A 24,988-nucleotide genomic window follows, 5' to 3' on the forward strand; every position below is an offset into this window, starting at 1 on the left:
AAATAGTTGGTCATTCTCGTGGTGGGTGCTTTTTGTACAGAAAAATCCCATTCCTTCATAAAGGGGATGATTTTGTGTCAAAGTGTGTGCAATAATGCGCGCCGTAGATGCTCATTCCATCTCTTATGCTCGCCTTCTGGCCTCATAAACTCAGGAATGACGCAGAGCCGTTTACGGTGCTTATCGTCCGATGACAGATGTCGCTTAGGCCTCATCAGACACCATGGACATAACGTTGAGTGAAGCACCCATTGTTGTCATAAAGACCTGTTTTAACGCCTGCTCCTGTGAGCAGGCGTTTTTTTATGGATAAAAAAAGGGGCCGGATGGCCCCCTGAAGCAGTGATTATTGCGGCGGGTTATTTTGCAACGTAAGCATCAACCCATCGCGGCGCATGGCCGCTGCTTCTTCCGGCTTCTTCAAACGGTCAAGCGTGTCGGCAAGCCAGGCATAGTCGAAGGCATCCGGGCGCTGTTTAAGCGCAGCGCGGAACGCGATGCTGGCTTCCTGCCACTCGCCGTGCTTCATCAGCGATTGACCCAGCGTGCTCCACAGCAGCGGGCGATCGCCAACGCTCTTGATCTGCTGGCGCAGCATTTTTTCCAGCTGTTCCGGGTTATTGGTGCGCAAACGCGGGATCAGCAGTACCAGACGATCGTCATACTGACGTTTCAGCCCGTCAATGATGATCTGCTGCGCGGTGTCATGATCGTCACACTCAATTAAGTGCTCCGCCATGGCCACCTGAAGCGGCACTTCGTGGCGAGTTTTACGGCTCTGATTTTTCCACCAGTTCCGCAACCCATCACTGCCCTCGTCGGCACGCGCTTTATCCATTAAGCCAATCCACGCCTGCTGCTCGAGCAATGTACGATGGGCTTCATCGCCCACGTTCGCTTTCGCCATCGACGGGATGATGTCCAGCAGCGAACTCCATGCGCCGGTGCGGATGTAAGCCTGCTCAGCGAGACGAAGGACTTCCGGATGACGCGGCGTAATTTCCAGTAACTTATCGACACCGTGGCGTGCGGCGTGATCTTCATTACGCGCCAGCTGTAAACGCACGCGAGTGATTTCAACCGGAATCAAGTCATTGCCGGCATTCTCTTCCGCACGTTGCAGATGCTGGTTAGCACGCGCTTCATCACCGCGCTGTTGTGCGGCCTCGGCGGCCAGCAGATAGTTAACCACCGGCTGTTCCGCGTGATCGGCGTTTTTCGCCATCAGCTTCTCAACCTGCTGATAATCGCCCTCCGCCAGTTTGAGCAGCGCCTGTTCCGTTTGTTTACGCGCACGGCGGCGTTTACGGCCCACGAACCAGCCGCGCGTATGCGCACCGGTGCGGAAGATGCGGCGCAGAACCCATTCGAGGGCAAACAGCACCACCATGATAAGGATCATAATGATCACTAACCCGGTGACGCTGGTTTCCACGTTGTAGTTATCCGTTTGGATCAGGACGTAACCCTGGTGCCCGGCGATCATTGGGCCGACGACGATCCCGGCGATCAACAGTGCGAAGAGTAATAAGACTTTCAACATAATTACTCTCCTTGAGGCGCGGCAGGGGCGGGCGCTGTCGTTTCAGCCGGTGCGGCCGGTGCGGCAGCAGCGGGCTGCGCCATCAGATTACGCACGCGCGTCTGCATCAGTTTTTCCAGAATCGGCTGGCTTTGCAGCGTTTCCGGCACGTTCATGGTGATGCTCTGCTGACTGAGTTTGTCTACGTCATCAAGGAAGCTTTTCGTGGTGGCATCGTCGGTATCGTAGTAGGCGCGAACCCACGTCGACACGTTATCCAGCGCCTGTTTGTAAGTCTCTTCCTGATGACGCGGTACAGCCTGCGCCGCGACTAACAGACGAGAGCGAATGTTTTCGCGCAGGTAGACGTCCTGATTCGGCGCTAACAATGGCACAGCGGTTTCATCACGACGGCGAATGGTAATAAAGCTGTCCATAAAGTTCTGCCAGCTTTTTTGCAGATTCACGCGCCATTCGTTAATTGAGCTGGAGAGCTCATCGCTGTCGGCATCCATTGGTGAGTCGTCGGTGTTGTTGTCCGCCAGACGCAGGTTATCCACCTGATTCGCCAACTGATTCACTTTCAGGATGATACCGTCGTAGTCCACCTGAGAAACGGCGCCCAGGCTGGCGATATCTTCGGTGATGGCGCGACGGGCGCTAATCAGGCTCGGGTCGTTCATATCGGCCAGGCTGGCGTCGGCGCTTTTTAGCAGCGCGGCGGCGGTGGTGACATCCTGATCGCTCCACAGCTTGCGGCCTGCCAGCTTCACGAGGAAGTCGGACTGTGCCAGCAGCCAGGTTTTCGCATCGGTCCCGGAGATGGCCGCTACTTTTTGCTGCACTTCATCCAGTTGCTTCGCCAGCGTATCGCGCTGGTTTTGCGCCTCGGCAAGCTGTGCGGCCTGCTGTTTCAGCAGGGTGTCGAATTGCGTTTTTTGGTCGTCCTGCGCTTTTTGCAGCGCGACGAGTTGATTCGCCAGCGTGTCGTTGGCGGTGGTTTGATTTACGGCCTGCTGTTTTCCCCAGCCATACAGCCCCACGCCCGCCGCCAGCGCTATCGCGATCGCCACGGCGCTTAGCAGCAGGCTGGTTTTCGCGCCGCCGGTTTTCTTGTCGGCGTCAGTGGGTTTTTGTGCTTCTGGCTGTGGCGTGGTCACCACGGCCTCCCTGGTCTCTTCAACCACGGCGGAGTTTTCTTTTTGATCCGTCATTATGGCTTCCAGTTTTGAAGTTATTGTAGTGCGCGCAGCAGCGCATCGTTGTCAGCGCTATCGGCAACCTGAATTTCCTGCCAGCCCAGCTCCCGGGCCAGTTGTGCAAGACGCTCACTGACAACCAGCAAACGGCAGCGCAGCAGCCAGTGCTCGCGATACCATTGCGGAATGAGTGCCCAAAGTTGGTGTAGCATTTCCCCGCTGGTGACGACGAGGGTCGACACCTCACGTTTCTGCCAGCGCATGGCTTCTTCCGCGCCATCATAATGAACAGCGCTGCGTTGATAACATTCACAGAATGTGACTTCAGCGCCGCGTGCGGCCAGCGTTTCGCCTAACAGTTCACGCCCGCCATTGCCGCGTAAGATGAGCGCTTTCTTACCCGCAATATTTTGTAATTCAGGTAATTGTAGCAAGACTTCGCTGATTTCCCGATCCAAAGGATACCGCACCTGGCAGCCGCTCACCTGATGCAACGCCACCGCGGTGCTGCGCCCAATGGCGAAACAGGCCGCTTGTTGCGGCCAGTGCTGGCCCTGTTGCTGCAATTGAGACTGAGCAAAAGAGACAGCGTGTGGCGATAACGCGAAGAGCAAATCATCAGAGCGCAGGGTGTTCAGTGCGGGAGAGAGGCGCTCAAGTTCGCGACCGGGGGTGATTTCAATCAGCGGAAAGCTCCAGGCCACTCGCCCCAGTGCGCGCAAACGGCTCACTAATTCTTCTCCTTTTGGAGATGGGCGGGTGACCAGGATACTCATTCGGGCTTCTCTCCGTTGTAAACGGCGGTGAGGATGTCGCGCGCACCGTTGTTCAACAGTTCCTCAGCGAGCTCAACGCCCATGCGTTCAGCGTCTTCAGGCTTCCCGCGTCGTTCGCCGCGCACCATCTGTGAACCATCCGGCGCGCCAACCAGCGCACGTAGCCACAGTTCGCCGTCAGTCAGTTCGGCGTAGCTGCCAATTGGAACCTGACAGCCGCCTTCCAGACGTGTGTTCATGGCGCGTTCTGCCGTTACGCGGGTGGCGGTTGGCGCATCGTTAAGCGGTGCCAGCAGCGTACGCGTAACGTCATCGTCCAGGCGGCATTCGATGCCGACAGCACCCTGGCCGACAGCCGGTAATGATTGCTCAGGCGGCATCGCCTGTCGAATGCGAGCGTCAAGTTTCAGACGTTTCAGACCGGCGACGGCCAGAATAATGGCGTCGTAATCGCCGTTATCCAGTTTTCCAAGACGCGTGCCGACGTTGCCGCGCAGGGAGCGAATCTCTAAATCGGGACGATATTCTGCAATCTGGCACTGGCGACGCAGGCTGGAAGTGCCGACGATGCTGCCTGCCGGTAAATCGTCCAGTGAGGCATAGTGGTTGGAGACGAATGCATCGCGCGGATCTTCACGCTCGCAAATAGTCACCAGACCCAGGCCTTCAGGGAAGTCGACGGGAACATCTTTCATGGAGTGAACGGCGATATCGGCCCGGTTTTCCAGCAATGCCAGCTCAAGCTCCTTTACAAAAAGCCCTTTACCGCCCACTTTTGCCAGCGGGGTATCCAGGATCACATCGCCGCGGGTCACCAGCGGCACGAGTTCAACCGTAAGCCCCGGATGACAGGCCATCAGGCGATCTTTAACATAGTGTGCCTGCCAAAGTGCAAGGGGACTTTGGCGTGTGGCAATTCTCAAAACTTTGTCTAACATGCTTGTTACCGTCATTGTCGTCCACGGCCCATCCTAACATTGTTGCTTTAATGATGTTAGTTTTCACGGTGTTTGGGTAATGTCAGGGTGGCCCGTATTTTCTGGAAGTTTCCAATATAGTCCTAAACGTATTGTGGAATTTACAGATAACAAACGGTGCTACACTTGTATGTAGTGCAACTTTCTTTACGGTCAACCAGCAAGGTGTTAAATTGATCACGTTTTAAACCATTTGTTCGTCCGCACCACCATAATCATAAGGACGGGCGACAAAGGCCACGATTCTTGTTGAAATTCTAAAAACCTCCGTACTTCCCTTTACGGGCGCTACGCCAGGTTTTGAACATCAGGCGATATGTCTTGTACCTCTATATTGAGACACTGAAACAGAGACTGGATGCCATCAATCAACTGCGTGTGGATCGCGCGCTTGCTGCCATGGGACCTGCCTTCCAACAGGTTTACAGTCTGCTGCCGACATTATTACATTATCATCACCCACTGATGCCGGGTTACCTCGACGGTAACGTTCCCAAAGGCATTTGCCTCTACACGCCTGATGAAACTCAACGCCACTACCTCGACGAACTTGAACTGCATCGTGGTATGCCGCCGCAGGCCTCGCCAAAAGGCGAGCTGCCGATAACCGGCGTCTACTCAATGGGCAGCACCTCGTCCGTTGGGCAAAGCTGCTCTTCTGACCTCGATATCTGGGTGTGTCACCAGTCCTGGCTCGATAACGACGAACGTCAACTTCTGCAACGCAAATGCAGCCTGCTGGAAAGCTGGGCCGCGTCGCTTGGCGTGGAAGTCAGCTTCTTCCTGATCGACGAAAACCGCTTCCGTCATAACGAAAGCGGCAGCCTGGGCGGCGAAGACTGCGGCTCAACCCAGCACATCTTGCTGCTGGATGAATTTTATCGCACTGCCGTGCGCCTCGCGGGGAAACGTATTCTGTGGAATATGGTGCCGTGCGAAGAAGAAGAGCATTACGACGACTACGTCATGACGCTCTACGCGCAGGGTGTGCTGACGCCGAACGAGTGGCTCGACCTTGGCGGGTTGAGTTCGCTGTCGGCGGAAGAGTACTTTGGCGCCAGCCTGTGGCAGCTGTATAAGAGTATCGACTCACCGTACAAAGCGGTGCTGAAAACCCTGCTGCTGGAAGCCTACTCCTGGGAATATCCCAATACGCGTCTGTTGGCGAAAGATATCAAACAGCGCCTGCACGATGGAGAGATCGTTTCATTTGGTCTCGACTCCTACTGCATGATGCTGGAACGCGTTACCGACTACCTCAAAGCGATTGACGATGATACGCGTCTTGACCTTGTACGCCGCTGCTTCTATCTGAAAGTGTGCGAAAAGCTGAGCCGCGAACGCGCGTGCGTTGGCTGGCGTCGTGAAGTGGTCAGCCAACTGGTGAAAGAGTGGGGCTGGGACGAAGAACGTCTCGCCATGCTGGATAACCGGGCTAACTGGAAAATCGATCAGGTGCGCGAGGCGCACAACGAATTGCTCGACGCGATGATGCAGAGCTACCGTAACCTGATCCGCTTCGCGCGCCGCAACAACCTGAGCGTCTCCGCCAGCCCGCAGGATATCGGGGTGCTGACCCGTAAACTGTATGCGGCGTTTGAAGCGCTGCCGGGCAAAGTGACGCTGGTTAACCCGCAGATTTCACCGGATCTTTCCGAGCCGAACCTGACCTTCATCCACGTGCCGCCGGGCCGTGCCAACCGTACCGGTTGGTATCTCTACAACCGCGCGCCGAATATGGAAGCGATCGTCAGCCATCAGCCGCTGGAATATAACCGCTATCTTAATAAGCTGGTGGCCTGGGCCTGGTTTAACGGCTTGCTGACTTCACGCACCCGCCTGTTTATTAAGGGCAACGGTATTGTCGACCTGGCAAAATTGCAGGAGATGGTGGCGGATGTTTCCCATCACTTCCCACTGCGCCTGCCAGCGCCGACACCAAAAGCGCTCTACAGCCCGTGCGAAATTCGTCATCTGGCGATTATCGTCAACCTGGAATATGACCCGACGGCGGCTTTCCGCAATCAGGTCGTCCATTTCGACTTCCGTAAGCTCGATGTCTTCAGCTTTGGCGAAGAACAAAACTGCCTCGTCGGCAGCGTTGACCTGCTGTATCGCAACTCGTGGAATGAGGTGCGTACGCTGCACTTCAACGGCGAGCAGGCGATGATTGAAGCGCTGAAAACGATTCTTGGCAAAATGCATCAGGACGCCGCTCCGCCGGATAGCGTGGAAGTGTTCTGCTATAGCCAACATTTACGCGGCCTGATTCGTACCCGTGTCCAGCAGCTGGTTTCGGAATGTATCGACCTGCGCCTTTCCAGCACGCGCCAGGAAACCGGGCGCTTCAAAGCGCTACGCGTCTCCGGCCAAACCTGGGGCCTGTTCTTCGAACGCCTGAACGTCTCGGTGCAGAAGCTGGAAAACGCCATCGAGTTCTATGGCGCTATCTCGCACAACAAACTACATGGTTTGTCGGTGCAGGTGGAAACCAACCACGTCAAACTGCCGCAGGTGGTGGATGGCTTTGCCAGCGAAGGGATCATTCAGTTCTTCTTTGAGGATTCCGGCGAAGAGCAGGGCTTTAACATCTACATTCTGGATGAAACCAACCGCGCGGAAGTGTATCACCACTGTGAAGGCAGCAAAGAGGAGCTGGTGCGCGACGTCAGCCGCTTCTACTCGTCTTCGCACGATCGCTTTACCTACGGCTCAAGCTTTATCAACTTCAACCTGCCGCAGTTCTACCAGATTGTGAAAGTGGATGGCCGCGCGCAAGTTATTCCTTACCGCAGCCAGGCGATTGGCACTATCCCGCCGAGTAACCAGGATAACGACGCGCCGCTGTTGCAGCAGTATTTTTCGTAAGTATTGCGCGCCGTTGGTTACGGCAGGCCGGATAAGGCGTGGCCGCATCCGGCAATAAAACTCAGCGGAAACTCACCGTCTCCCCCGCCTGCTGCGTTGCCGCCTGTTCCAGTAAATCCCAGAAGGTTTCGCCGCTGCGATCGCAAATCCACTCATCGCCTTTCAGGTCAAAATGGTAGCCGCCCTGTTTGGTTGCCAGCCACACCTGGTGCAGCGGTTCCTGACGGTTGATAATGATTTTACTGCCGTTCTCAAAGCTGATGGTCAGCACACCGCCGTTGATTTCGCAGTCGATATCGCTGTCGCCATCCCAATCATCCAGACGCTCTTCAATGGTCATCCACAGGGTGTCGGCAAGGCGATGAAATTCACTGTCGTTCATTGTTGTTTCCCGTTTTTAAGTGATGGCGGCAGTATAGCGGCATGGTGTCAGGGCTTCAAAGTTTGCTCAATGTCTGGTGCCTTGCGGCACTCTTCATCCGTCTTCAGGATGATGATGTCATCATTGGATGAAAACATGTTCTGATTCAGATTACGTGTCTTTGCCGGACAGGGCGACGCGGTTCGATAAAGTTGGCTACCGATCCAGGTATAAACATAGCGATTGTCATAAGCGAAACGCTCTGTGGTCTTCAGTGGTCCATCAATGGCAAAAATTTGAATATCGTCGCGTAATCGGGAAGAGCGCATAAAGTAGCCATGGTCTTTCCCGGCGTTAATGCGTTGTTTCAGGAAAGGTGCAGAAGAGTCGAGCGTTAGGGTTTCCAGGGTGTCTTCACCAAAAGGAGACAATTTCGCAATGTACAGAGTATTTTTGTACTGCGCGATACGATCGGTGATGGGGTGAAATGCTTTTGGGTCAATATCGGGGAGTTTCTCCCATTGACTCCATTGCTGGTCTGTAGAGCGAAGCTTACGCCAGCTAACATCGTTTTCGCCGACGAGGAAAGCGCTCTCCCCATCAGAATATTGAGCAATGTTAACGGATGAGTTATAGGGGATTCCCGTTGGAATAAACGCACCATCCTCAAGAAGTCTGCCGTCTAACTCTCCACTACGGTAGTCTGCCCAATAGCCATATCCTGAATGTCCGGTTTCCCAGTTCACCCGCACGGCCCTGGTATTGGGTGTTGGGTAGCGCCAAAGCTGTGAGCCATCGAATGCGTAAACATAACGATCGTCGTGTGCATACCATTTCTTGTAATGGGGGCTATCGCTAAGGTGAGCCTCACGCTCGTCAGGAACACGATAATCCATCAGGATAAGCGGCCCGGAGGACTCGAATACCTGGAGACCATCTTCTTCTTCACCACGAACTTGTAATTTGGTCAGTAAATAGCCGTGAGTTCTTCCCGCGTTAAAGCGTTTATCTATCACCAAAGCAGGATTATCCAGCGTGATGATATCCAGCCTGTTTTCGCCAAATTCCGTTTTTTTGATGGTGTACAGCTTGTCCTGATACTGCGCGACGGTATTACTAAGAGGATGAAATTGTTCTGGATCGAGGTCGGGTAGGACTTCTTGCTGGCATTCTGGCCCTTTGCGCCATGAAACAGAGTGTTCCTGCAAATTGAACGCCGCGCAGCTATTTGCCCTATCTTTGTCCAGATTTCCCTGATTCAGCACCTTCCGGTGCAGGCCGCTTTTATCTCGCCAGGTTAATAACGAACCGGGCATCCAGCGTACGACAGTAAATGTCTCCGGGTCGGCATCAAGCTGTTCGCCGTTGATCATCATTTCCGTGTGTGTACGGGCTAATGTATCCCAGGGGCCAAATGGTACGGCAACGCAGGGGTTAAACGTGGTGTAAAACTTTCCTCGCTGATCCCAGGACTTTTGCGCCAGCACGCGAAAACTCTCGGGGTCAGCGAGGCGATGTCCATCAACATATAAGAAATTAGCGTCACGTAATATCAGCCCCAGAACGTCAGGTTTCCAGGGGAAACGGAATTTCACCTGATGCAGCGTTTTGATATCTAAACTATTTTCTCCGCCATTGTCATCGGTGCGCTTGCCTTCGAAATAGAGACTGTGTTTATCTGCGGCAAAATCACCCCATGCCTTGAACGAGGCGACATCGACGGGAGGAGTGCCGGGAGGGTTTTGCACAACTTCACCTGCGTAGAGGATATAGCGACCATCGCTATGCCAGGAATAATGAGGATACCAGGCTTGTGCGCCTTTATAGAGATAGTCGGTTGTCAGATCGGTCAGAGGAGGTTCTTTATCCCATTCGTCTAGTGCTGTCGGGTCTATTAATAAATTGGGTAAACGACGCAATCTCTTGTATTTCACGTCAGGTAGAGAAAGATTTGTTTTCTGATAAGGGCGCAGGTACACCACGCCTTTTCCCTGTTTCTGGTAAATATTATGTTCAGGCGCGGAAAGCCGACATCCCCATGCAGGCGCAAAGAACAACAAACAAGACAACAAACAAACCATATTGCGATATCGCATAAAGCCATCCTGGTGAGGTACATCATCCACAAAACCCCAAGTAAACCCTATTCCCCAACCTGAATACGTTACAATCATGACAATCCGCTGCTTTTCGGATTCCATAAAGAGATGCTAAACGCTTGCTTTTACGCCTTCTCCTGCGATGATAGAAAGCAGAAAGTCTTGAACTACAGGTACCCTGGAATGAAGAACATTTTCCGACCGCTGGCCGTGTTGGCTGTGCTGTTTAGCCTTACCGGTTGCGGCCTTAAAGGCCCGCTCTATTTCCCACCGGCTGATAAAACGGCGCCGACGCCGACCAAGCCCGTGGATAGCCAGATCCAAACGGAATCGCCGGATCGTAACGATCGCGGTGATGACGGCGGCCCGACGCAGGTTAACTATTGATATCACCGTTCTGTTCCGCGTAACTGGAGTAGATAATGCAGTTCTCTAAAATGCATGGCCTTGGCAACGATTTTATGGTCGTCGACGCGGTGACGCAGAATGTGTTTTTCTCGCCGGAATTGATTCGTCGTCTGGCGGACAGGCATCTGGGCGTCGGCTTTGACCAACTGCTGGTCGTCGAACCGCCTTACGATCCCGATCTCGATTTCCACTATCGTATCTTCAATGCCGATGGCAGCGAAGTGTCGCAATGTGGCAACGGGGCGCGCTGCTTTGCGCGCTTCGTGCGTCTGAAAGGCCTGACCAATAAACGTGACATTCGCGTCAGCACCGCCAACGGGCGTATGGTATTAAGTGTGACGGACGACGATCTGGTTCGCGTGAATATGGGCGAACCGAATTTCGAGCCTTCGCAGGTGCCGTTCCGCGCCAACAAAGCGGAAAAGACCTATATTATGCGAGCGGCCGAGCAGACAGTATTGTGCGGCGTGGTCTCGATGGGTAACCCGCACTGCGTGATTCAGGTCGATGATGTTGAAACGGCGGCGGTTGAGTCGCTGGGCCCGGTGATGGAAAGCCACGATCGCTTTCCGGAACGCGCCAACATCGGTTTTATGCAGGTGGTTAAACGCGATCACATCCGTTTACGCGTCTATGAGCGCGGCGCGGGTGAGACGCAGGCTTGCGGCAGCGGCGCTTGTGCGGCGGTGGCTGTGGGTATCCAGCAGGGGCTACTGGACGAAGAGGTTCGCGTGGAGTTACCGGGCGGACGTCTGGATATCGCCTGGAGAGGCCCGGGTCAACCGTTGTATATGACTGGCCCGGCGGCACACGTCTATGACGGATTTATTCACTTATGAAACACGTCGGGGAAGAACAGCAGGAAGCATTAAGCGCGCTCGACGATCGCGCTGTCGTGGATTATCTGTTGCAACATCCTGAATTCTTTATACGTAACGCTGCGGTCGTGGAACAGATGCGTGTTCCACACCCGGTGCGCGGTACCGTGTCGCTGGTTGAGTGGCACATGGCGCGCGCGCGTAATCATATTCATACGCTTGAAGAGAACATGTCGCTGCTGATGGAGCAGGCGACGGCTAACGAAGGGCTGTTCTACCGTTTGCTGCATCTGCAAAATCGCCTGGCGAGCGCGGAAAGTCTCGACGATTTGCTGTTGCGCTTTCACCGCTGGGCACGCGATCTGGGCCTTGCGGGTGCGTCGATTCGTCTCTTTGCCGATCGCTGGCGTCTGGGCGCACCGTCGAAATACACCCAACTGGTGCTGTCACGTCAGGCGTTTGAACCGCTGCGTATTCAGCGTCTTGGTCAGGCGCATCACTATCTGGGCACGTTGAACGGCCCTGAACTGCTGGTGGTGCTACCGGAGGCGAAAGCCGTTGGCTCGGTGGCGATGTCGATGATGGGCAGCGACGCCGATCTGGGCGTGATTCTGTTTACCAGCCGCGATGCGCATCACTATGAAGCCGGGCAGGGTACGCAACTGCTACAGGAAGTGGCGCTGATGCTGCCAGGTCTGCTGGAGCGCTGGATTGAGCGCGCATGAATGACGAACTTCTCTCTGCGGCAGTAACGCGTTTTCTGCGTTATCTGGGCGTCGAGCGCCAGCTTAGCCCGATTACGCTTCTTAATTATCAGCGTCAGCTTGATGCCATCATTGAACTGGCCCAGCAGATGGGCCTGAAGCGTTGGCAACAATGTGATGCTGCCATGGTGCGCAGCTTTGCCACCCGCAGTCGCCGAAAAGGGCTGGGGGCCGCCAGCCTGGCGTTACGCCTGTCGGCGTTGCGCAGCTTTTTTGACTGGATGGTGAGCCAGGGCGAGCTGCCCGCGAATCCGGCAAAAGGGATCTCCGCGCCAAAAACCCCGCGTCATCTGCCAAAAAATATCGACGTCGATGACGTCAATCGCCTGCTGGATATCGATATTAACGATCCACTGGCGGTACGCGACCGCGCGATGCTCGAAGTCATGTACGGCGCGGGCCTGCGTCTTTCTGAACTGGTGAACCTGGATATCAAACATCTCGACCTCGACACCGGGGAAGTATGGGTGATGGGCAAAGGCAGCAAAGAGCGCCGCCTGCCCATTGGTCGCAACGCGGTGGCGTGGATTGAGCACTGGCTCGATTTACGTGGGCTGTTTGGTAGCGACGATGACGCGCTGTTTCTTTCCAAACTGGGGAAACGTATCTCAGCGCGTAACGTCCAAAAGCGGTTTGCCGAGTGGGGCATTAAGCAGGGCCTGAACAGTCACGTGCATCCGCACAAGCTGCGCCACTCATTCGCGACCCACATGCTGGAGTCGAGCGGCGATCTGCGCGGTGTGCAGGAGCTGTTGGGGCACGCCAATCTCTCGACTACCCAAATCTATACCCATCTTGATTTTCAACACCTCGCCTCGGTGTACGATGCCGCGCATCCACGCGCTAAACGGGGGAAATAATGCGTTTTTACCGACCACTGGGCCACATCGCCGCACTGACGTTTGACCTGGATGATACCCTTTACGACAACCATCCGGTGATTGATCGCACCCAGCAGGAATCGCTGGCGTTTGTGCGCAGCTATCATCCGGCACTGTGCCATTTCGAAAACCGCGATTTACAGCAACTGCGCGACGCGCTACGTAAAGCGGAGCCGGAAATTTATCACGATGTCACCGAATGGCGTCGCCGCGCACTGGAACTGGGCATGCTCAACGCGGGCTTAACCGCGCAGGAAGCGGCGATTGGCGCTAACGCGGCGATGGCCAATTTCGCGCAATGGCGCAGCCGAATTGATGTGCCGCAGGAAACGCACGATACGCTGGCAAAGCTTGCGGAAAAATGGCCGCTGGTGGCGATCACCAATGGCAATGCCCAGCCGGAGCTGTTTGGCCTGAACGGTTATTTTAAGTTTGTGCTGCGCGCCGGGCCGGATGGCCGCTCGAAGCCATTTGCCGACATGTACCATCTGGCGGCAGAAAAGCTGGATGTGCCGCTTAACGCCATTCTGCATGTGGGCGATGACCTGACGACGGACGTCGCGGGCGCGATTCGCAGCGGGTTACAGGCATGCTGGATCAAACCGCAAGGTGCAGACCTGATGCAGGTGACTGATAGCCGTTTACTGCCGCATATCGAAATTTCCCGGTTGGCATCGCTGACCTCGCTGATATAATCCTCAATAGTTCTGTATAAAATTCCAGGGGTTTTGGCGGATGGCGCTACGCTTATCCGCCCTACGGTAACGTAGGCCCGGTAAGCGAAGCGCCACCGGGCATTTCGCAGTTTATCTATTCTTAACGCGGCGGTGCCATCAATGGACGTTTCTTACCTGCTCGACAGCCTTAATGACAAACAGCGCGAAGCCGTCGCCGCTTCGCGCACCAACATGCTGGTGCTGGCTGGGGCGGGCAGTGGTAAGACGCGCGTACTGGTTCACCGTATCGCCTGGCTGATGACCGTCGAAAACTGCTCGCCGTACTCCATTATGGCGGTAACGTTTACCAACAAAGCGGCGGCGGAGATGCGTCACCGTATCGGGCAACTGATGGGCACCACGCAGGGCGGCATGTGGGTCGGCACCTTCCACGGGCTGGCGCACCGCTTACTGCGCGCGCACCACCTGGATGCCAATCTGCCGCAGGATTTCCAAATCCTTGATAGCGAAGATCAGCTGCGCCTGTTGAAACGCCTGATCAAAGCCATGAACCTCGACGAGAAGCAGTGGCCGCCGCGTCAGGCGATGTGGTACATCAACAGCCAGAAAGACGAAGGGCTACGTCCGCACCACATCCAAAGCTACGGCAACCCGGTTGAACAAACCTGGCAGAAAGTTTATCAGGCCTATCAGGAAGCGTGCGACCGCGCGGGGCTGGTGGATTTCGCCGAGTTGCTGCTGCGCGCGCATGAACTGTGGCTTAACAAGCCGCACATTCTTCAGCACTATCGCGAGCGCTTCACCAATATCCTGGTAGACGAATTCCAGGATACCAACAACATTCAATACGCGTGGATCCGCCTGCTGGCGGGCGACACCGGTAAAGTAATGATTGTGGGCGATGACGACCAGTCAATCTACGGCTGGCGTGGCGCGCAGGTAGAAAACATCCAGCGCTTCCTCAACGATTTCCCCGGTGCAGAAACAATCCGTCTGGAGCAGAACTACCGTTCTACCAGCAATATTCTGAGCGCGGCGAACGCCCTGATCGAAAACAACAACGGGCGCTTGGGTAAAAAACTGTGGACCGACGGTGCGGACGGCGAGCCGATTTCTCTCTACTGCGCTTTCAACGAACTCGACGAAGCGCGTTTCGTGGTTAACCGTATCAAAACCTGGCAGGACAACGGCGGCGCGCTGGACCAGTGCGCCATTCTCTATCGCAGCAACGCCCAGTCGCGCGTGCTGGAAGAGGCGTTACTGCAGGCGAGCATGCCGTACCGTATTTACGGTGGTATGCGCTTCTTCGAACGTCAGGAAATCAAAGATGCGCTCTCGTATCTGCGCCTGATTGCCAACCGTAACGACGACGCGGCATTTGAGCGCGTGGTGAACACGCCGACGCGCGGTATCGGCGACCGCACGCTGGATGTGGTGCGCCAGACCTCGCGCGATCGTCAGCTTACGCTGTGGCAGTCGTGCCGCGAGCTATTACAAGAAAAAGCACTGGCAGGACGCGCGGCGAGCGCGTTGCAGCGTTTTATGGAACTGATTGATGCGCTGGCTCAGGAAACGGCGGATATGCCGCTGCACGTGCAGACAGACCGCGTGGTGAAAGACTCCGGCCTGCGTATGATGTATGAGCAGGAAAAAGGTGAGAAGGGCCAGACGCGAATCGAAAACTTAGACGAACTGGTGACGGCGACGCGCCAGTTTGCGTACAACGAAGAAGACGAAGATTTAATGCCGTTACAGGCGTTTCTGTCTCATGCCGCGCTGGAAGCGGGTGAAGGGCAGGCGGATACCTGGCAGGACGCGGTGCAGTTGATGACGCTGCACTCGGCGAAAGGTCTGGAGTTCCCGCAGGTGTTCATCGTTGGCATGGAAGAGGGCATGTTCCCGAGCCAGATGTCGCTGGAAGAAGGCGGGCGTCTGGAAGAAGAACGCCGTCTTGCCTACGTTGGCGTGACGCGTGCGATGCAGAAACTGACGCTGACCTACGCTGAAACTCGCCGCTTGTACGGTAAAGAGGTCTATCACCGTCCATCGCGCTTTATCGGCGAGCTACCGGAAAACTGCGTGGAAGAGGTACGCCTGCGCGCCACCGTCAGCCGTCCGGTAAGCCATCAACGCATGGGGACGCCGATTTCCGAAAACGACACCGGTTATAAACTCGGCCAGCGCGTGCGCCACGCTAAGTTTGGCGAAGGCACTATTGTCAATCTGGAAGGCAGCGGCGAGCACAGCCGCTTGCAGGTCGCGTTCCAGGGGCAGGGGATCAAATGGCTGGTTGCGGCATACGCGAAGCTGGAAACAGTCTAACTGTCCGAAAAGTATCGTTATTTTCTGAGAGTCTGCTAGCCTTACAGTGAATGAGGTAAATCTTACCATTTAGCATTCCGTTGCGTGTTGACGCGGTTTTTTTGCTGGCGTAACATGCGCGCACGATTACGCTAAGAGGACAAATGCCTTGGACACACCCAGTAGATGCTGGCTCACTCTCCTGTCATTCAGGAACAACTCCTAAGGCTATCCTCTTATGCTGATAGCCTTAGCGGTTGTCGGCGACTCGTGTCATTTCCCCGTCGCAATGAGTCAGGCTGTTTAATGGTCTGAAACCCAATTTGTTTCTGTGTGCCCACCGGCTGTCCGATAATTTTTTGCATTGGGAGTCCCGGTCATGCTGAGCGCATTTCAACTGGAAAAAAATCGTTTAACGCGTCTTGAAGCGGACGAAATCAGCCATCTCGCCAGTTCGGTGTGGGTTGATTTAGTCGAACCCGACGATGAAGAACGAAACCGTGTGCAAAAGGAATTGGGCCAGAACCTGGCCACGCGCCCTGAACTGGAAGACATCGAAGCATCCGCGCGTTTCTTTGAAGACGAAGACGGTTTGCACATCCACTCCTTCTTCTTCTATGAAGATGCGGACGATCACGCAGGTAACTCCACCGTGGCATTCACCATCCGCGAAGGGCGACTCTTCACCCTGCGCGAGCGCGAACTGCCGGCGTTTCGTCTCTATCGCATGCGCGCCCGTAACCAGTCGATGGTGGACGGAAACGCCTATGAGCTGCTGCTCGATCTGTTTGAAACCAAGATTGAACAGCTGGCGGATGAAATTGAAAACATCTACAGCGATCTGGAAAAACTGAGCCGCGTCATCATGGAAGGTCATCAGGGTGATGAATATGATGAGGCGCTTTCCACGCTGGCAGAACTGGAAGATATCGGCTGGAAGGTGCGTTTGTGTCTGATGGATACCCAGCGCGCGCTTAACTTCCTGGTGCGTAAAGCGCGTTTACCGGCGGTGCAACTGGAGCAGGCGCGCGAGATCCTGCGAGATATCGAATCCCTGCTGCCGCACAACGAATCACTGTTCCAGAAGGTCAACTTCCTGATGCAGGCGGCGATGGGCTTTATCAATATCGAACAGAACCGCATCATCAAGATCTTCTCGGTGGTTTCCGTGGTCTTCCTGCCACCGACGCTGGTAGCTTCCAGCTATGGGATGAACTTCGAGTTTATGCCGGAACTGAAGTGGAGCTTCGGCTACCCCGGCGCGATTATCTTTATGATGCTCGCCGGGCTGGCGCCGTATCTGTACTTTAAACGGAAGAACTGGCTGTAAGTTCGTTGCCTGATGGCGCTACGCTTATCAGGCCTACTTCCCCGTTCAAACATAGCGCCAAAACGTAGGCCGGATAAGGCGAAGCCGCCATCCGGCACACGGTTATCCCCGACGTCCCCGTCGCTGCGTATACACCGCATCCATAATAAAGATCGCCAGTGCTACCCAGATAAACGCAAATGTCACCATTTTATCGGCACCCGGCGTTTCGCCGTAGAAGGTCACCGCCAGGATAAACATCAGGGTTGGGCCGATATACTGGAAGAAACCCAGCGTCGATAAGCGTAAACGGGTGGCCGCACCGGTGAAACAGAGCAACGGAATCGTCGTCACCACGCCTGCGGCAATCAGCAGCAGATTCAGCGACCAACTGTTGCTGCCCATATGGCTGGTGGCGCTGTCGGCAATGCCAAACAGATAAATCGCCGCGACCGGCAGCAGCCACAGGGTTTCAAACAGCATGCCGGTTTGCGCATCGACAGCGATTTTTTTGCGCACCAGGCCATAGAAGGCGAAGCTGAACGCCAGACCGAGCGCAATAATCGGCAGCGAGCCAAACGTCCAGAGCTGTACCAGCACGCCGCAGGCAGCGAGGGCCACCGCCAGCCATTGCATTCGGCGGAAGCGCTCACCGAGGAACAGCATCCCCAGTAGAATATTCACCAGCGGGTTAATAAAGTAGCCCAGGCTCGCTTCCAGCATATGGTGGTTGTTCACCGACCAGATAAACAGCAGCCAGTTACCGCCAATCAGCACGGCGGAGAGCGCCAGCATGAAGATTTTCTTCGGCGTTTGCAGCAGCGCTTTCACCGTCGACCACTGACGGCTGATGCTGATCAGCGCCACCATGAAGAAGAAGGACCAGATCACGCGGTGCGTCAGAATCTCATCGGCAGGCACGTAGTAGATAAGCTTGAAGTACGCCGGAGCGATCCCCCAAATAAAATAGGCGGCGAGGGCGAGAAGCACGCCCTGCCGCGTCTGTTTGGCATCCATCGGAGTCATCCGTTACAAAAAAGTAAACTGATTTTACCCGATTTTACTGTTTATCCCACCATATATGTCGCGGTGGCGCTGGCGATGTGGACCTGCTCTTCGTTGTGTAGCTCTACGCGCGCGACGGCGACTTTATTGCCTGCACGCAGCAGGGTGCTGGTCGCGGTGAAGCGGTTACCGCGTCCCGGACGCAAATAATCGACGCGTAAATCGATGGTACCCATCCGTGAGAGACGCTGACGTAGCTCTTCTTCGTTGATGGTGTCGTGGCGCGTCAATGTGCTGCCCACACAGACCAGGCCTGCCGCGACATCCAGCGCAGACGCGATCACACCGCCGTGCAGAATGCTTTGCGCCCAGTTACCCACCATCATCGGCTGGTTATTAAAGTTGAGTTTGGCGAAGTCTTTTTCATAACGTTCCAGCTCCAGGCCAAGCGCCCGGTTGAACGGCATGTGATAAACAAAGATTTCACCGACCAGCTTCAGCGCGGCATCGGCAGTGAGTTCAGAAGACATAACAATCCTATCATTGGTTAATGAAATGTTGATTTTATGCCTATGAAATGTTGTTTTCTACATTAGGAATCGATTACTGAGCATTAAATGCTTAAGTATGTAAAATGAGTGATATTCAAACATTCACTATAAAAATCTTTTGTTCAGGAGAACATGACTGATGCAGCTCACCCGGAGTTGGTTATTGGCGGCAGTGCTGCCTGTTTCAGCGTTCGCGCAGGAAGCGACAATTAAATCGGTTCACGACACGCCTGCCGTAAAAGGCAGTATCATGGCTAACTTGCTGCAGGAACATGATAATCCCTTCACGCTCTATCCTTATGAAAGCAACTATCTGCTTTACACCTGGACCAGCGATCTCAATAAAGAAGCGATCAGTTCCTACGATTGGGCCGAGCATGCGCGTAAAGATGAAGTGAAGTTTCAGCTCAGCCTGGCCTTCCCGTTATGGCGTGGCATTCTGGGCGATAACTCGGTGCTGGGCGCGTCGTATACCCAGCGTTCCTGGTGGCAGTTGTCGAACAGCGGTGAATCGTCGCCGTTCCGCGAAACCAACTATGAACCGCAGTTGTTCCTGGGCTTTGCGACGGATTATTCATGGGAAGGCTGGACGTTGCGCGATGTTGAATTTGGTTTCAACCATGATTCAAATGGTCGCTCAGACCCAACGTCTCGTAGCTGGAACCGCTTGTATACACGCCTGATGGCGCAGAATGGCAACTGGCTGGTTGAGGTGAAACCCTGGTATGTGGTGGGAAATTCCAACGACAACCCGGATATCACCAAATACATGGGCTACTATCGTCTGAAAGTTGGTTATCAACTGGGTGACGCGGTACTGAGTGCGCAGGGGCAATATAACTGGAATACCGGTTACGGCGGTGCGGAAGTGGGCGTGAGCTATCCTATCAGCAAGCACGTTCGTCTTTATACCCAGGTGTACAGCGGCTACGGCGAATCGCTGATTGACTACAACTTCAATCAAACCCGTGTGGGTGTGGGTGTCATGCTTAACGATCTGTTTTAACACGGGCTTTCCCATGATGTTGCGAGCATGCCCGAAGGAATTCGTCTAAAACGTTGCAGTTTAGAACGCAGGCGCTGAAAATAGCGCCTGTTTTTATTTTTCAGTAATCGGAGTCAATGTGGCACAGGCGGAAGTTTTGAATCAGGAATCGCTGGCTAAACAGGTTTTGCAGGAAACCTTTGGCTACCAGCAGTTCCGCCCGGGCCAGGAAAACATCATTGATACCGTGCTGGAAGGACGCGATTGCCTGGTGGTGATGCCGACAGGCGGCGGCAAGTCGCTCTGTTATCAAATTCCGGCGCTGGTGCTGAATGGCCTGACGGTGGTGGTATCGCCGCTGATCTCGTTGATGAAAGACCAGGTCGATCAGTTAATCGCCAACGGCGTGGCGGCGGCCTGCATCAACTCAACGCAGAGTCGTGAGCAGCAGCAGGAAGTCATGGCGGGCTGTCGTACCGGGCAGATTCGCCTGCTCTATATCGCCCCGGAACGCCTGATGCTGGATAATTTCCTGGAGCATCTCGCCCACTGGAACCCGGTGATGCTGGCCGTTGATGAAGCGCACTGTATTTCACAGTGGGGCCACGATTTCCGCCCGGAATACGCCGCATTAGGCCAATTGCGTCAGCGCTTCCCGGCGCTGCCGTTTATGGCGCTCACCGCGACCGCCGACGACACGACGCGTCGCGATATCGTTCGCCTGCTGGGGCTGAATGACCCACTTATTCAAATCAGCAGCTTTGACCGCCCCAATATTCGCTACATGTTGATGGAAAAGTTTAAGCCGCTCGATCAGCTCATGCGTTACGTGCAGGAGCAACGTGGCAAGTCCGGCATTATCTACTGTAATAGCCGGGCGAAAGTAGAAGACACCGCTGCGCGTCTGCAAAGCCGTGGTATCAGTGCCGGGGCATATCACGCCGGGCTGGATAACGCCGTGCGGGCAGAGGTGCAGGAAAAATTCCAGCGTGATGACCTGCAAATCGTGGTCGCCACCGTGGCGTTCGGGATGGGCATCAACAAGCCTAACGTGCGCTTCGTCGTGCACTTCGATATTCCGCGTAATATTGAATCTTATTATCAGGAAACGGGCCGCGCCGGGCGTGATGGCCTGCCCGCGGAGGCAATGCTGTTTTACGATCCGGCAGATATGGCGTGGCTACGCCGTTGTCTGGAAGAGAAACCCGCCGGGCCGCTACAGGATATCGAACGGCATAAGCTCAACGCGATGGGCGCGTTTGCCGAAGCGCAAACCTGCCGCCGTCTGGTATTACTGAATTACTTTGGCGAAGGGCGTCAGGAGCCATGCGGTAACTGCGATATCTGTCTCGATCCGCCAAAGCAGTACGATGGGTTGAATGACGCGCAGATCGCGCTCTCAACAATTTATAGAGTGAATCAACGCTTCGGGATGGGGTACGTGGTTGAGGTGATTCGCGGCGCTAACAATCAGCGTATTCGCGAGTTTGGCCACGACAAACTCAAGGTCTACGGCATGGGGCGCGATAAAAGCCATGAGCATTGGGTGAGTGTGATCCGCCAGTTGATTCATCTGGGCTTTGCGATGCAGAACATCGCCCAGCACTCCGCCTTACAGCTCACGGACGCCGCGCGGCCCATTGTTCGTGGTGAGATGCCGCTGATGCTAGCGGTACCGCGTATTGTCGCCCTGAAACCGCGCGTGATGCAGAAAGCCGCAGTGGGCAATTATGACCGTAAACTGTTTTCCAAACTGCGCAAGCTACGTAAAGCCATCGCCGATGAAGAAAACATCCCACCTTACGTGGTCTTTAACGATGCGACGCTGATTGAAATGGCGGAGCAGATGCCGGTTTCCGCCAGCGAAATGCTCAGCGTCAACGGTGTGGGGATGCGAAAACTGGAGCGCTTTGGTAAAGAGTTTATGGCACTGATCCGCGCACATGTGGATGGCGACGATGATGAGTAGTCAACCGCGCTAAAAAGTGCCAATATGGTTACTCACTGAATTATCTCCCGCGAGTACGTTATGTTAACTCTGTTTCTGACAGTGGCGCTGGTGCACATCATTGCGTTGATGAGCCCGGGCCCGGACTTCTTTTTCGTGTCGCAGACCGCGATCAGTCGCTCCCGCAAAGAAGCGATGATGGGCGTACTCGGCATTACCTGTGGCGTGATGGTCTGGGCGGGCGTGGCGCTGCTTGGTCTGAACCTGATCATCGAAAAAATGGCGTGGCTACACACTATTATTATGGTCGGTGGTGGCTTGTACCTGTGCTGGATGGGTTACCAGATGCTGCGTGGTGCGCTGAAAAAAGAGAATCACGCCGCACCGGAACCGCAAGTCGAACTGGCGCAAAGTGGCCGCAGTTTTATGAAAGGCCTGCTGACCAACCTGGCGAACCCGAAAGCGATTATCTATTTTGGCTCTGTGTTTTCACTGTTCGTTGGCGACAGCGTGGGAGCGGATGCGCGCTGGGGCATTTTCCTGATGATTATCCTTGAAACGCTTGCCTGGTTTACTGTTGTGGCAAGCTTGTTTGCGCTGCCGGCGATGCGTCGTGGATATCAGAAAGCGGCGAAGTGGATCGATGGCTTTGCCGGTACGCTGTTCGCGGGCTTCGGCATTCATTTGATTATTTCGCGCTAACCCATTGACCCACTCCGAACATATCGGGGTGGGTAGCCGTCTTAGTGCTGAAGCTGCTTAAGGTCATCCTGCGAAAGACCGGTCATTTCCATGATGGTCTGAAAATCAAAGCCGCGTTGCAGCATAGTTTTCGCGACGTCGAGAAGGGCGAGCTGCTTACCTTCTTTACGACCTTCCCGTCTTCCATCACTCAATAATTTTTCCGCCAGAGTCATCAGTTCTTCTCCATGTTGCGGCACGCGCTGTGCCAGCCCGTACAGTAATGTTTGAACGTCTTTTTCTTCACCTGCCAGCATCATGTATTTTACCAGGGTGCGGATTTGTTGTCCGCTCATCTGCTCTAACGTCAATAGCTGCGCCAGTTTATCCAGCAACGTCGCCATGTCGCGCTGGCGGATATGCTTCTGAACCAGCGTCAGAGCCGCCATGCTGCGGTGCTGCATGATTTCCTCATCGGGGATCAGGGTGATGTCGACCAGGGGAAATGCGTGAAAATAGAGCTCGCGCGCGGTGTCCGGATCCGGAAAAGCATCGAGCCAGTTCATTGACCAGGGGTAAGGGCTGCGCTTGCCCTGATAAAACAGAATCGGGATCACCAGCGGCAGGGTTTTGTTCCCGGCTTCCAGATGACGCTGCATGGTGGCAATGGCATAGCGAAGCAAACGAAAGGCCATATTTTCATCCGGTGAACTTTGGTGCTCAATCAAAACATACACATACCCGCTTCCCTTACTGGTTTCCAGCGAATAGAGCACGTCGTTGTAATACTGGCGGAGATTCTCTTCTACAAAACTGCTAGCTTCCAGATGGAGCGTGTCGAGGCGACAGAGGTTTACCAGCGCAGGGGGCAGGTGAATTTCCATAAAGTCGCGCGCCGTTTCTGGCCGGGATAAGAATGCTTTAAAGACTGCATCATGAGGAGTGGTTGCATCCGCCATTTTTCATCATCCATGTGTGAAATCTGGCGGCATTCTGGCACTGAGATGAGCGCGGTAACAGCGCGAAAAAAAAGTTTCAGTGCAGGTTCCGAGCTTCCTCGAATGCGGGTGTTAACGTCTTTTCCCGTTCACTAAAATTTGCGGGCATGCTTCCCTTTCACGCATGCCTCGCCGACGCCAGCAGCGCGCCAACCAGCATAAACAACGAACCAAAGACTTTGTTCAGCGCCTTCATCTGGCGTGGGCCTTTGATCCAGCTCGCGATGCGTTGTGCGAGGGTGGCATAGCCAATCATCACAATAATATCGACCACAATGGTGGTGATGCCGAGCACCACATATTGCATCACCTGCGGCTGATGGGGCACGATAAACTGCGGGAACAGCGCCGCCAAAAAGACGATGCTTTTCGGGTTGGTCAGATTCACAAACACCGCACGTCGATAGAGCTTTGAGCGTGACTGCGATTGTGCGAGGGTGTTGAGGTCAATTGCCCCCGCCGCGCGCCATTGCTGGATGCCGAGCCAGATAAGATAGGCTGCGCCCGCCCATTTCAGCACTTCGAAAGCGAGCACAGAACGGGAGAACAGCGTCCCCAGGCCAACGCCAACCAGCACGATATGAATCGCGAGCCCGGTCTGTAACCCGGCGATGGAGGCGACCGCGCCGCGATAGCCGTGGCTAATGGATGTCGTCATGGTATTGATCGCGCCGGAGCCCGGCGAAAGGCTGAGAATTATGGATGTCAGAAGGTAAGCAAACCACCACTCAAAGGTCATGAGAATCTCCCTGGTTATCTGTTTTTTATGCCACAATACGCTATTGTATGAAGGTTGTGTCAGGCCTCACAAAAAAACGATTTTCAGCGGTTAGCAGGGGTGGACGCCCGATGTTTCAGCAGCAAAAGGACTGGGAAACAAGAGAAAACGCGTTTGCCGCGTTTGCGATGGGGCCGCTGACGGATTTCTGGCGTCAGCGTGAAGAAGCGGAATTTCACGGCGTGGATAACGTTGCGGTGCGCTTCGTGCGTTTTTGCTCTGCGCATCACGATCGCGTAGTGGTTATTTGCCCGGGCCGTATCGAAAGTTACGTTAAGTATGCCGAACTGGCCTACGACCTCTTCCACAGTGGGTTTGATGTCTTGATTATCGACCACCGTGGTCAGGGGCGTTCAGGCCGAATGCTGTCGGATACCCATCGCGGTCATGTGGTAAAATTCAGCGACTACGTTGACGATCTGGCGGCATTCTGGGAACAGGAGGTCGCGCCCGGTCATTGGCGTAAGCGGTTTATTCTCGCGCACTCAATGGGCGGCGCGATTGCCACGCTTTTTTTACAGCGTTATCCGCATCAGTGTGACGCACTCGCGCTTTGTGCCCCAATGTTCGGTATTATCATGCGCCTGCCTGAATGGATGGTTCGCCATATTCTCGACTGGGCTGAGGGCCATCAGCGTCTTCGGGAAGGGTATGCCATTGGCACCGGGCGCTGGCGAGCGCTGCCGTTTAGCCTTAACGTTCTGACGCACAGTCGCCAGCGTTATCGGCGTAACCTGCGTTTTTATGCCGATGAACCGCGTCTGCGCGTGGGCGGTCCCACCTATCACTGGGTTCGCGAGGGGATCATTGCCGGTGAGCACATCATTGCCGGTGCGCCCCACGATACGCTGCCGACGCTTATCATTCAGGCGGAAGAAGAGCGTGTGGTGGATAACCGCATGCATGACCGCTATTGTGAACTTCGCTCAACGGCGGGGCATCCCTGTGATGGGGGTAAACCGCTTGTCATACAGGGCGCGTATCATGAGATCCTTTTTGAAAAGGACGCCATGCGCTCGGTCGCACTCAATGCTATCGTCGATTTTTTCTATCGACATACTTAAACCGGCATTTATGCCGCC

The 24,988-nt window shown here is 54.8% G+C and carries 23 protein-coding genes; 13 read left to right on the forward strand and 10 right to left on the reverse strand.

All coding sequences use genetic code 11. The features are described 5' to 3' along the window. Positions 1-346 precede the first annotated feature (346 nt). From hemY to hemC, 4 genes are read right to left on the reverse strand one after another with little or no spacing between them, the layout of a single operon-like run. Entirely contained in the window at positions 347-1,543 is a 1,197-nt protein-coding gene (hemY, locus tag NMC31_RS21765; RefSeq protein WP_149464876.1) for a protoheme IX biogenesis protein HemY, read from the reverse strand. 2 nt (positions 1,544-1,545) lie between these two features. Continuing rightward, a complete protein-coding gene (gene hemX / locus NMC31_RS21770; protein ID WP_253899061.1) occupies positions 1,546-2,736 on the reverse strand; it encodes a uroporphyrinogen-III C-methyltransferase in 1,191 nt (396 codons plus the stop codon). Between the two features lie 20 nt (positions 2,737-2,756). Continuing rightward, positions 2,757-3,497: a uroporphyrinogen-III synthase gene (gene hemD, locus NMC31_RS21775; protein WP_253899062.1), complete on the reverse strand. Its 741-nt coding sequence runs from the start codon at positions 3,495-3,497 to the stop codon at positions 2,757-2,759. Beyond that, positions 3,494-4,435 (reverse strand): hydroxymethylbilane synthase, encoded by a 942-nt coding sequence (gene hemC, locus NMC31_RS21780; RefSeq protein WP_149464879.1) that lies wholly within the window; start codon positions 4,433-4,435, stop codon positions 3,494-3,496. Before hemC ends, hemD begins: the two co-directional genes overlap by 4 nt. A gap of 360 nt (positions 4,436-4,795) precedes the next feature. Between hemC and cyaA the strand changes: the two genes are divergently transcribed. Next, complete coding sequence (cyaA, locus tag NMC31_RS21785; RefSeq protein ID WP_149464880.1) at positions 4,796-7,342, forward strand: class I adenylate cyclase; 2,547 nt, start codon at positions 4,796-4,798, stop codon at positions 7,340-7,342. 61 nt (positions 7,343-7,403) lie between these two features. Here the strand turns inward: cyaA and cyaY are convergent, their stop codons facing one another. Together cyaY and NMC31_RS21795 are read right to left on the reverse strand one after the other, a co-directional pair. After that, complete coding sequence (cyaY, locus tag NMC31_RS21790; protein ID WP_253899063.1) at positions 7,404-7,724, reverse strand: iron donor protein CyaY; 321 nt, start codon at positions 7,722-7,724, stop codon at positions 7,404-7,406. A gap of 47 nt (positions 7,725-7,771) precedes the next feature. Further along, positions 7,772-9,799, reverse strand: a complete 2,028-nt coding sequence (locus NMC31_RS21795; RefSeq protein ID WP_253899082.1) for a hypothetical protein — start codon at positions 9,797-9,799, stop codon at positions 7,772-7,774. A gap of 186 nt (positions 9,800-9,985) precedes the next feature. On the opposite strand from NMC31_RS21795, the gene lptM reads away from it, so the two are divergent. The 8 genes from lptM to corA all read left to right on the forward strand — a co-directional run bounded on the left by lptM (position 9,986) and on the right by corA (position 16,981). Further along, positions 9,986-10,189 (forward strand): LPS translocon maturation chaperone LptM, encoded by a 204-nt coding sequence (gene lptM, locus NMC31_RS21800; protein WP_149464882.1) that lies wholly within the window; start codon positions 9,986-9,988, stop codon positions 10,187-10,189. 35 nt (positions 10,190-10,224) lie between these two features. Then, on the forward strand, positions 10,225-11,049 hold the full coding sequence (gene dapF, locus NMC31_RS21805) for a diaminopimelate epimerase (protein ID WP_015966432.1): 825 nt from the start codon (positions 10,225-10,227) through the stop codon (positions 11,047-11,049). Then, positions 11,046-11,753, forward strand: a complete 708-nt coding sequence (locus NMC31_RS21810) for a DUF484 domain-containing protein (RefSeq protein ID WP_149464883.1) — start codon at positions 11,046-11,048, stop codon at positions 11,751-11,753. Before dapF ends, NMC31_RS21810 begins: the two co-directional genes overlap by 4 nt. After that, positions 11,750-12,652, forward strand: coding sequence for a tyrosine recombinase XerC (gene xerC, locus NMC31_RS21815; protein ID WP_253899064.1), 903 nt, complete (start codon positions 11,750-11,752; stop codon positions 12,650-12,652). The genes NMC31_RS21810 and xerC overlap by 4 nt, the downstream gene beginning before the upstream one ends. Next, entirely contained in the window at positions 12,652-13,368 is a 717-nt protein-coding gene (gene yigB / locus NMC31_RS21820; protein WP_253899065.1) for a 5-amino-6-(5-phospho-D-ribitylamino)uracil phosphatase YigB, read from the forward strand. The genes xerC and yigB overlap by 1 nt, the downstream gene beginning before the upstream one ends. A 141-nt stretch (positions 13,369-13,509) precedes the next feature. Next, a complete protein-coding gene (uvrD, locus tag NMC31_RS21825) occupies positions 13,510-15,672 on the forward strand; it encodes a DNA helicase II (protein ID WP_015966428.1) in 2,163 nt (720 codons plus the stop codon). Between the two features lie 148 nt (positions 15,673-15,820). Next, entirely contained in the window at positions 15,821-15,877 is a 57-nt protein-coding gene (ysgD, locus tag NMC31_RS26200) for a YsgD/CorL family protein (RefSeq protein ID WP_350435819.1), read from the forward strand. Positions 15,878-16,030: 153 nt separating this feature from the next. After that, positions 16,031-16,981, forward strand: coding sequence for a magnesium/cobalt transporter CorA (gene corA / locus NMC31_RS21830; protein WP_015966427.1), 951 nt, complete (start codon positions 16,031-16,033; stop codon positions 16,979-16,981). 102 nt (positions 16,982-17,083) lie between these two features. Here the strand turns inward: corA and rarD are convergent, their stop codons facing one another. Both rarD and yigI read right to left on the reverse strand, forming a co-directional pair. Continuing rightward, positions 17,084-17,977 carry an EamA family transporter RarD gene (gene rarD, locus NMC31_RS21835; RefSeq protein ID WP_149464886.1) on the reverse strand — a complete coding sequence of 298 codons (894 nt, stop codon included), beginning with the start codon at positions 17,975-17,977 and terminating at the stop codon, positions 17,084-17,086. Between the two features lie 50 nt (positions 17,978-18,027). Then, positions 18,028-18,495 (reverse strand): acyl-CoA thioesterase YigI, encoded by a 468-nt coding sequence (yigI, locus tag NMC31_RS21840; RefSeq protein WP_149464887.1) that lies wholly within the window; start codon positions 18,493-18,495, stop codon positions 18,028-18,030. 160 nt (positions 18,496-18,655) lie between these two features. Here yigI and pldA point away from each other — a divergent pair, with 160 nt between their 5' ends. From pldA to rhtC, 3 genes are all read left to right on the forward strand, one after another. Further along, on the forward strand, positions 18,656-19,522 hold the full coding sequence (gene pldA / locus NMC31_RS21845; protein ID WP_015966424.1) for a phospholipase A: 867 nt from the start codon (positions 18,656-18,658) through the stop codon (positions 19,520-19,522). A 118-nt stretch (positions 19,523-19,640) separates the two neighbouring features. After that, positions 19,641-21,470 carry an ATP-dependent DNA helicase RecQ gene (gene recQ, locus NMC31_RS21850; RefSeq protein WP_253899066.1) on the forward strand — a complete coding sequence of 610 codons (1,830 nt, stop codon included), beginning with the start codon at positions 19,641-19,643 and terminating at the stop codon, positions 21,468-21,470. A 60-nt stretch (positions 21,471-21,530) separates the two neighbouring features. After that, positions 21,531-22,151 (forward strand): threonine export protein RhtC, encoded by a 621-nt coding sequence (rhtC, locus tag NMC31_RS21855; RefSeq protein ID WP_253899067.1) that lies wholly within the window; start codon positions 21,531-21,533, stop codon positions 22,149-22,151. A 41-nt stretch (positions 22,152-22,192) separates the two neighbouring features. Here the strand turns inward: rhtC and NMC31_RS21860 are convergent, their stop codons facing one another. Together NMC31_RS21860 and rhtB are read right to left on the reverse strand one after the other, a co-directional pair. Continuing rightward, a complete protein-coding gene (locus NMC31_RS21860) occupies positions 22,193-23,089 on the reverse strand; it encodes an Rpn family recombination-promoting nuclease/putative transposase (RefSeq protein ID WP_253899068.1) in 897 nt (298 codons plus the stop codon). Between the two features lie 157 nt (positions 23,090-23,246). Continuing rightward, the gene (rhtB, locus tag NMC31_RS21865) at positions 23,247-23,867 is read right to left on the reverse strand and encodes a homoserine/homoserine lactone efflux protein (protein WP_108476899.1); all 621 of its coding nucleotides are present in this window, start codon (positions 23,865-23,867) and stop codon (positions 23,247-23,249) included. 110 nt (positions 23,868-23,977) lie between these two features. Here rhtB and pldB point away from each other — a divergent pair, with 110 nt between their 5' ends. Beyond that, the gene (pldB, locus tag NMC31_RS21870) at positions 23,978-24,970 is read left to right on the forward strand and encodes a lysophospholipase L2 (RefSeq protein ID WP_253899069.1); all 993 of its coding nucleotides are present in this window, start codon (positions 23,978-23,980) and stop codon (positions 24,968-24,970) included. Positions 24,971-24,988: the final 18 nt, after the last annotated feature.

This window comes from Pseudocitrobacter vendiensis (assembly GCF_943590815.1).
Classification (GTDB): Bacteria; Pseudomonadota; Gammaproteobacteria; order Enterobacterales; family Enterobacteriaceae; genus Pseudocitrobacter; species Pseudocitrobacter vendiensis.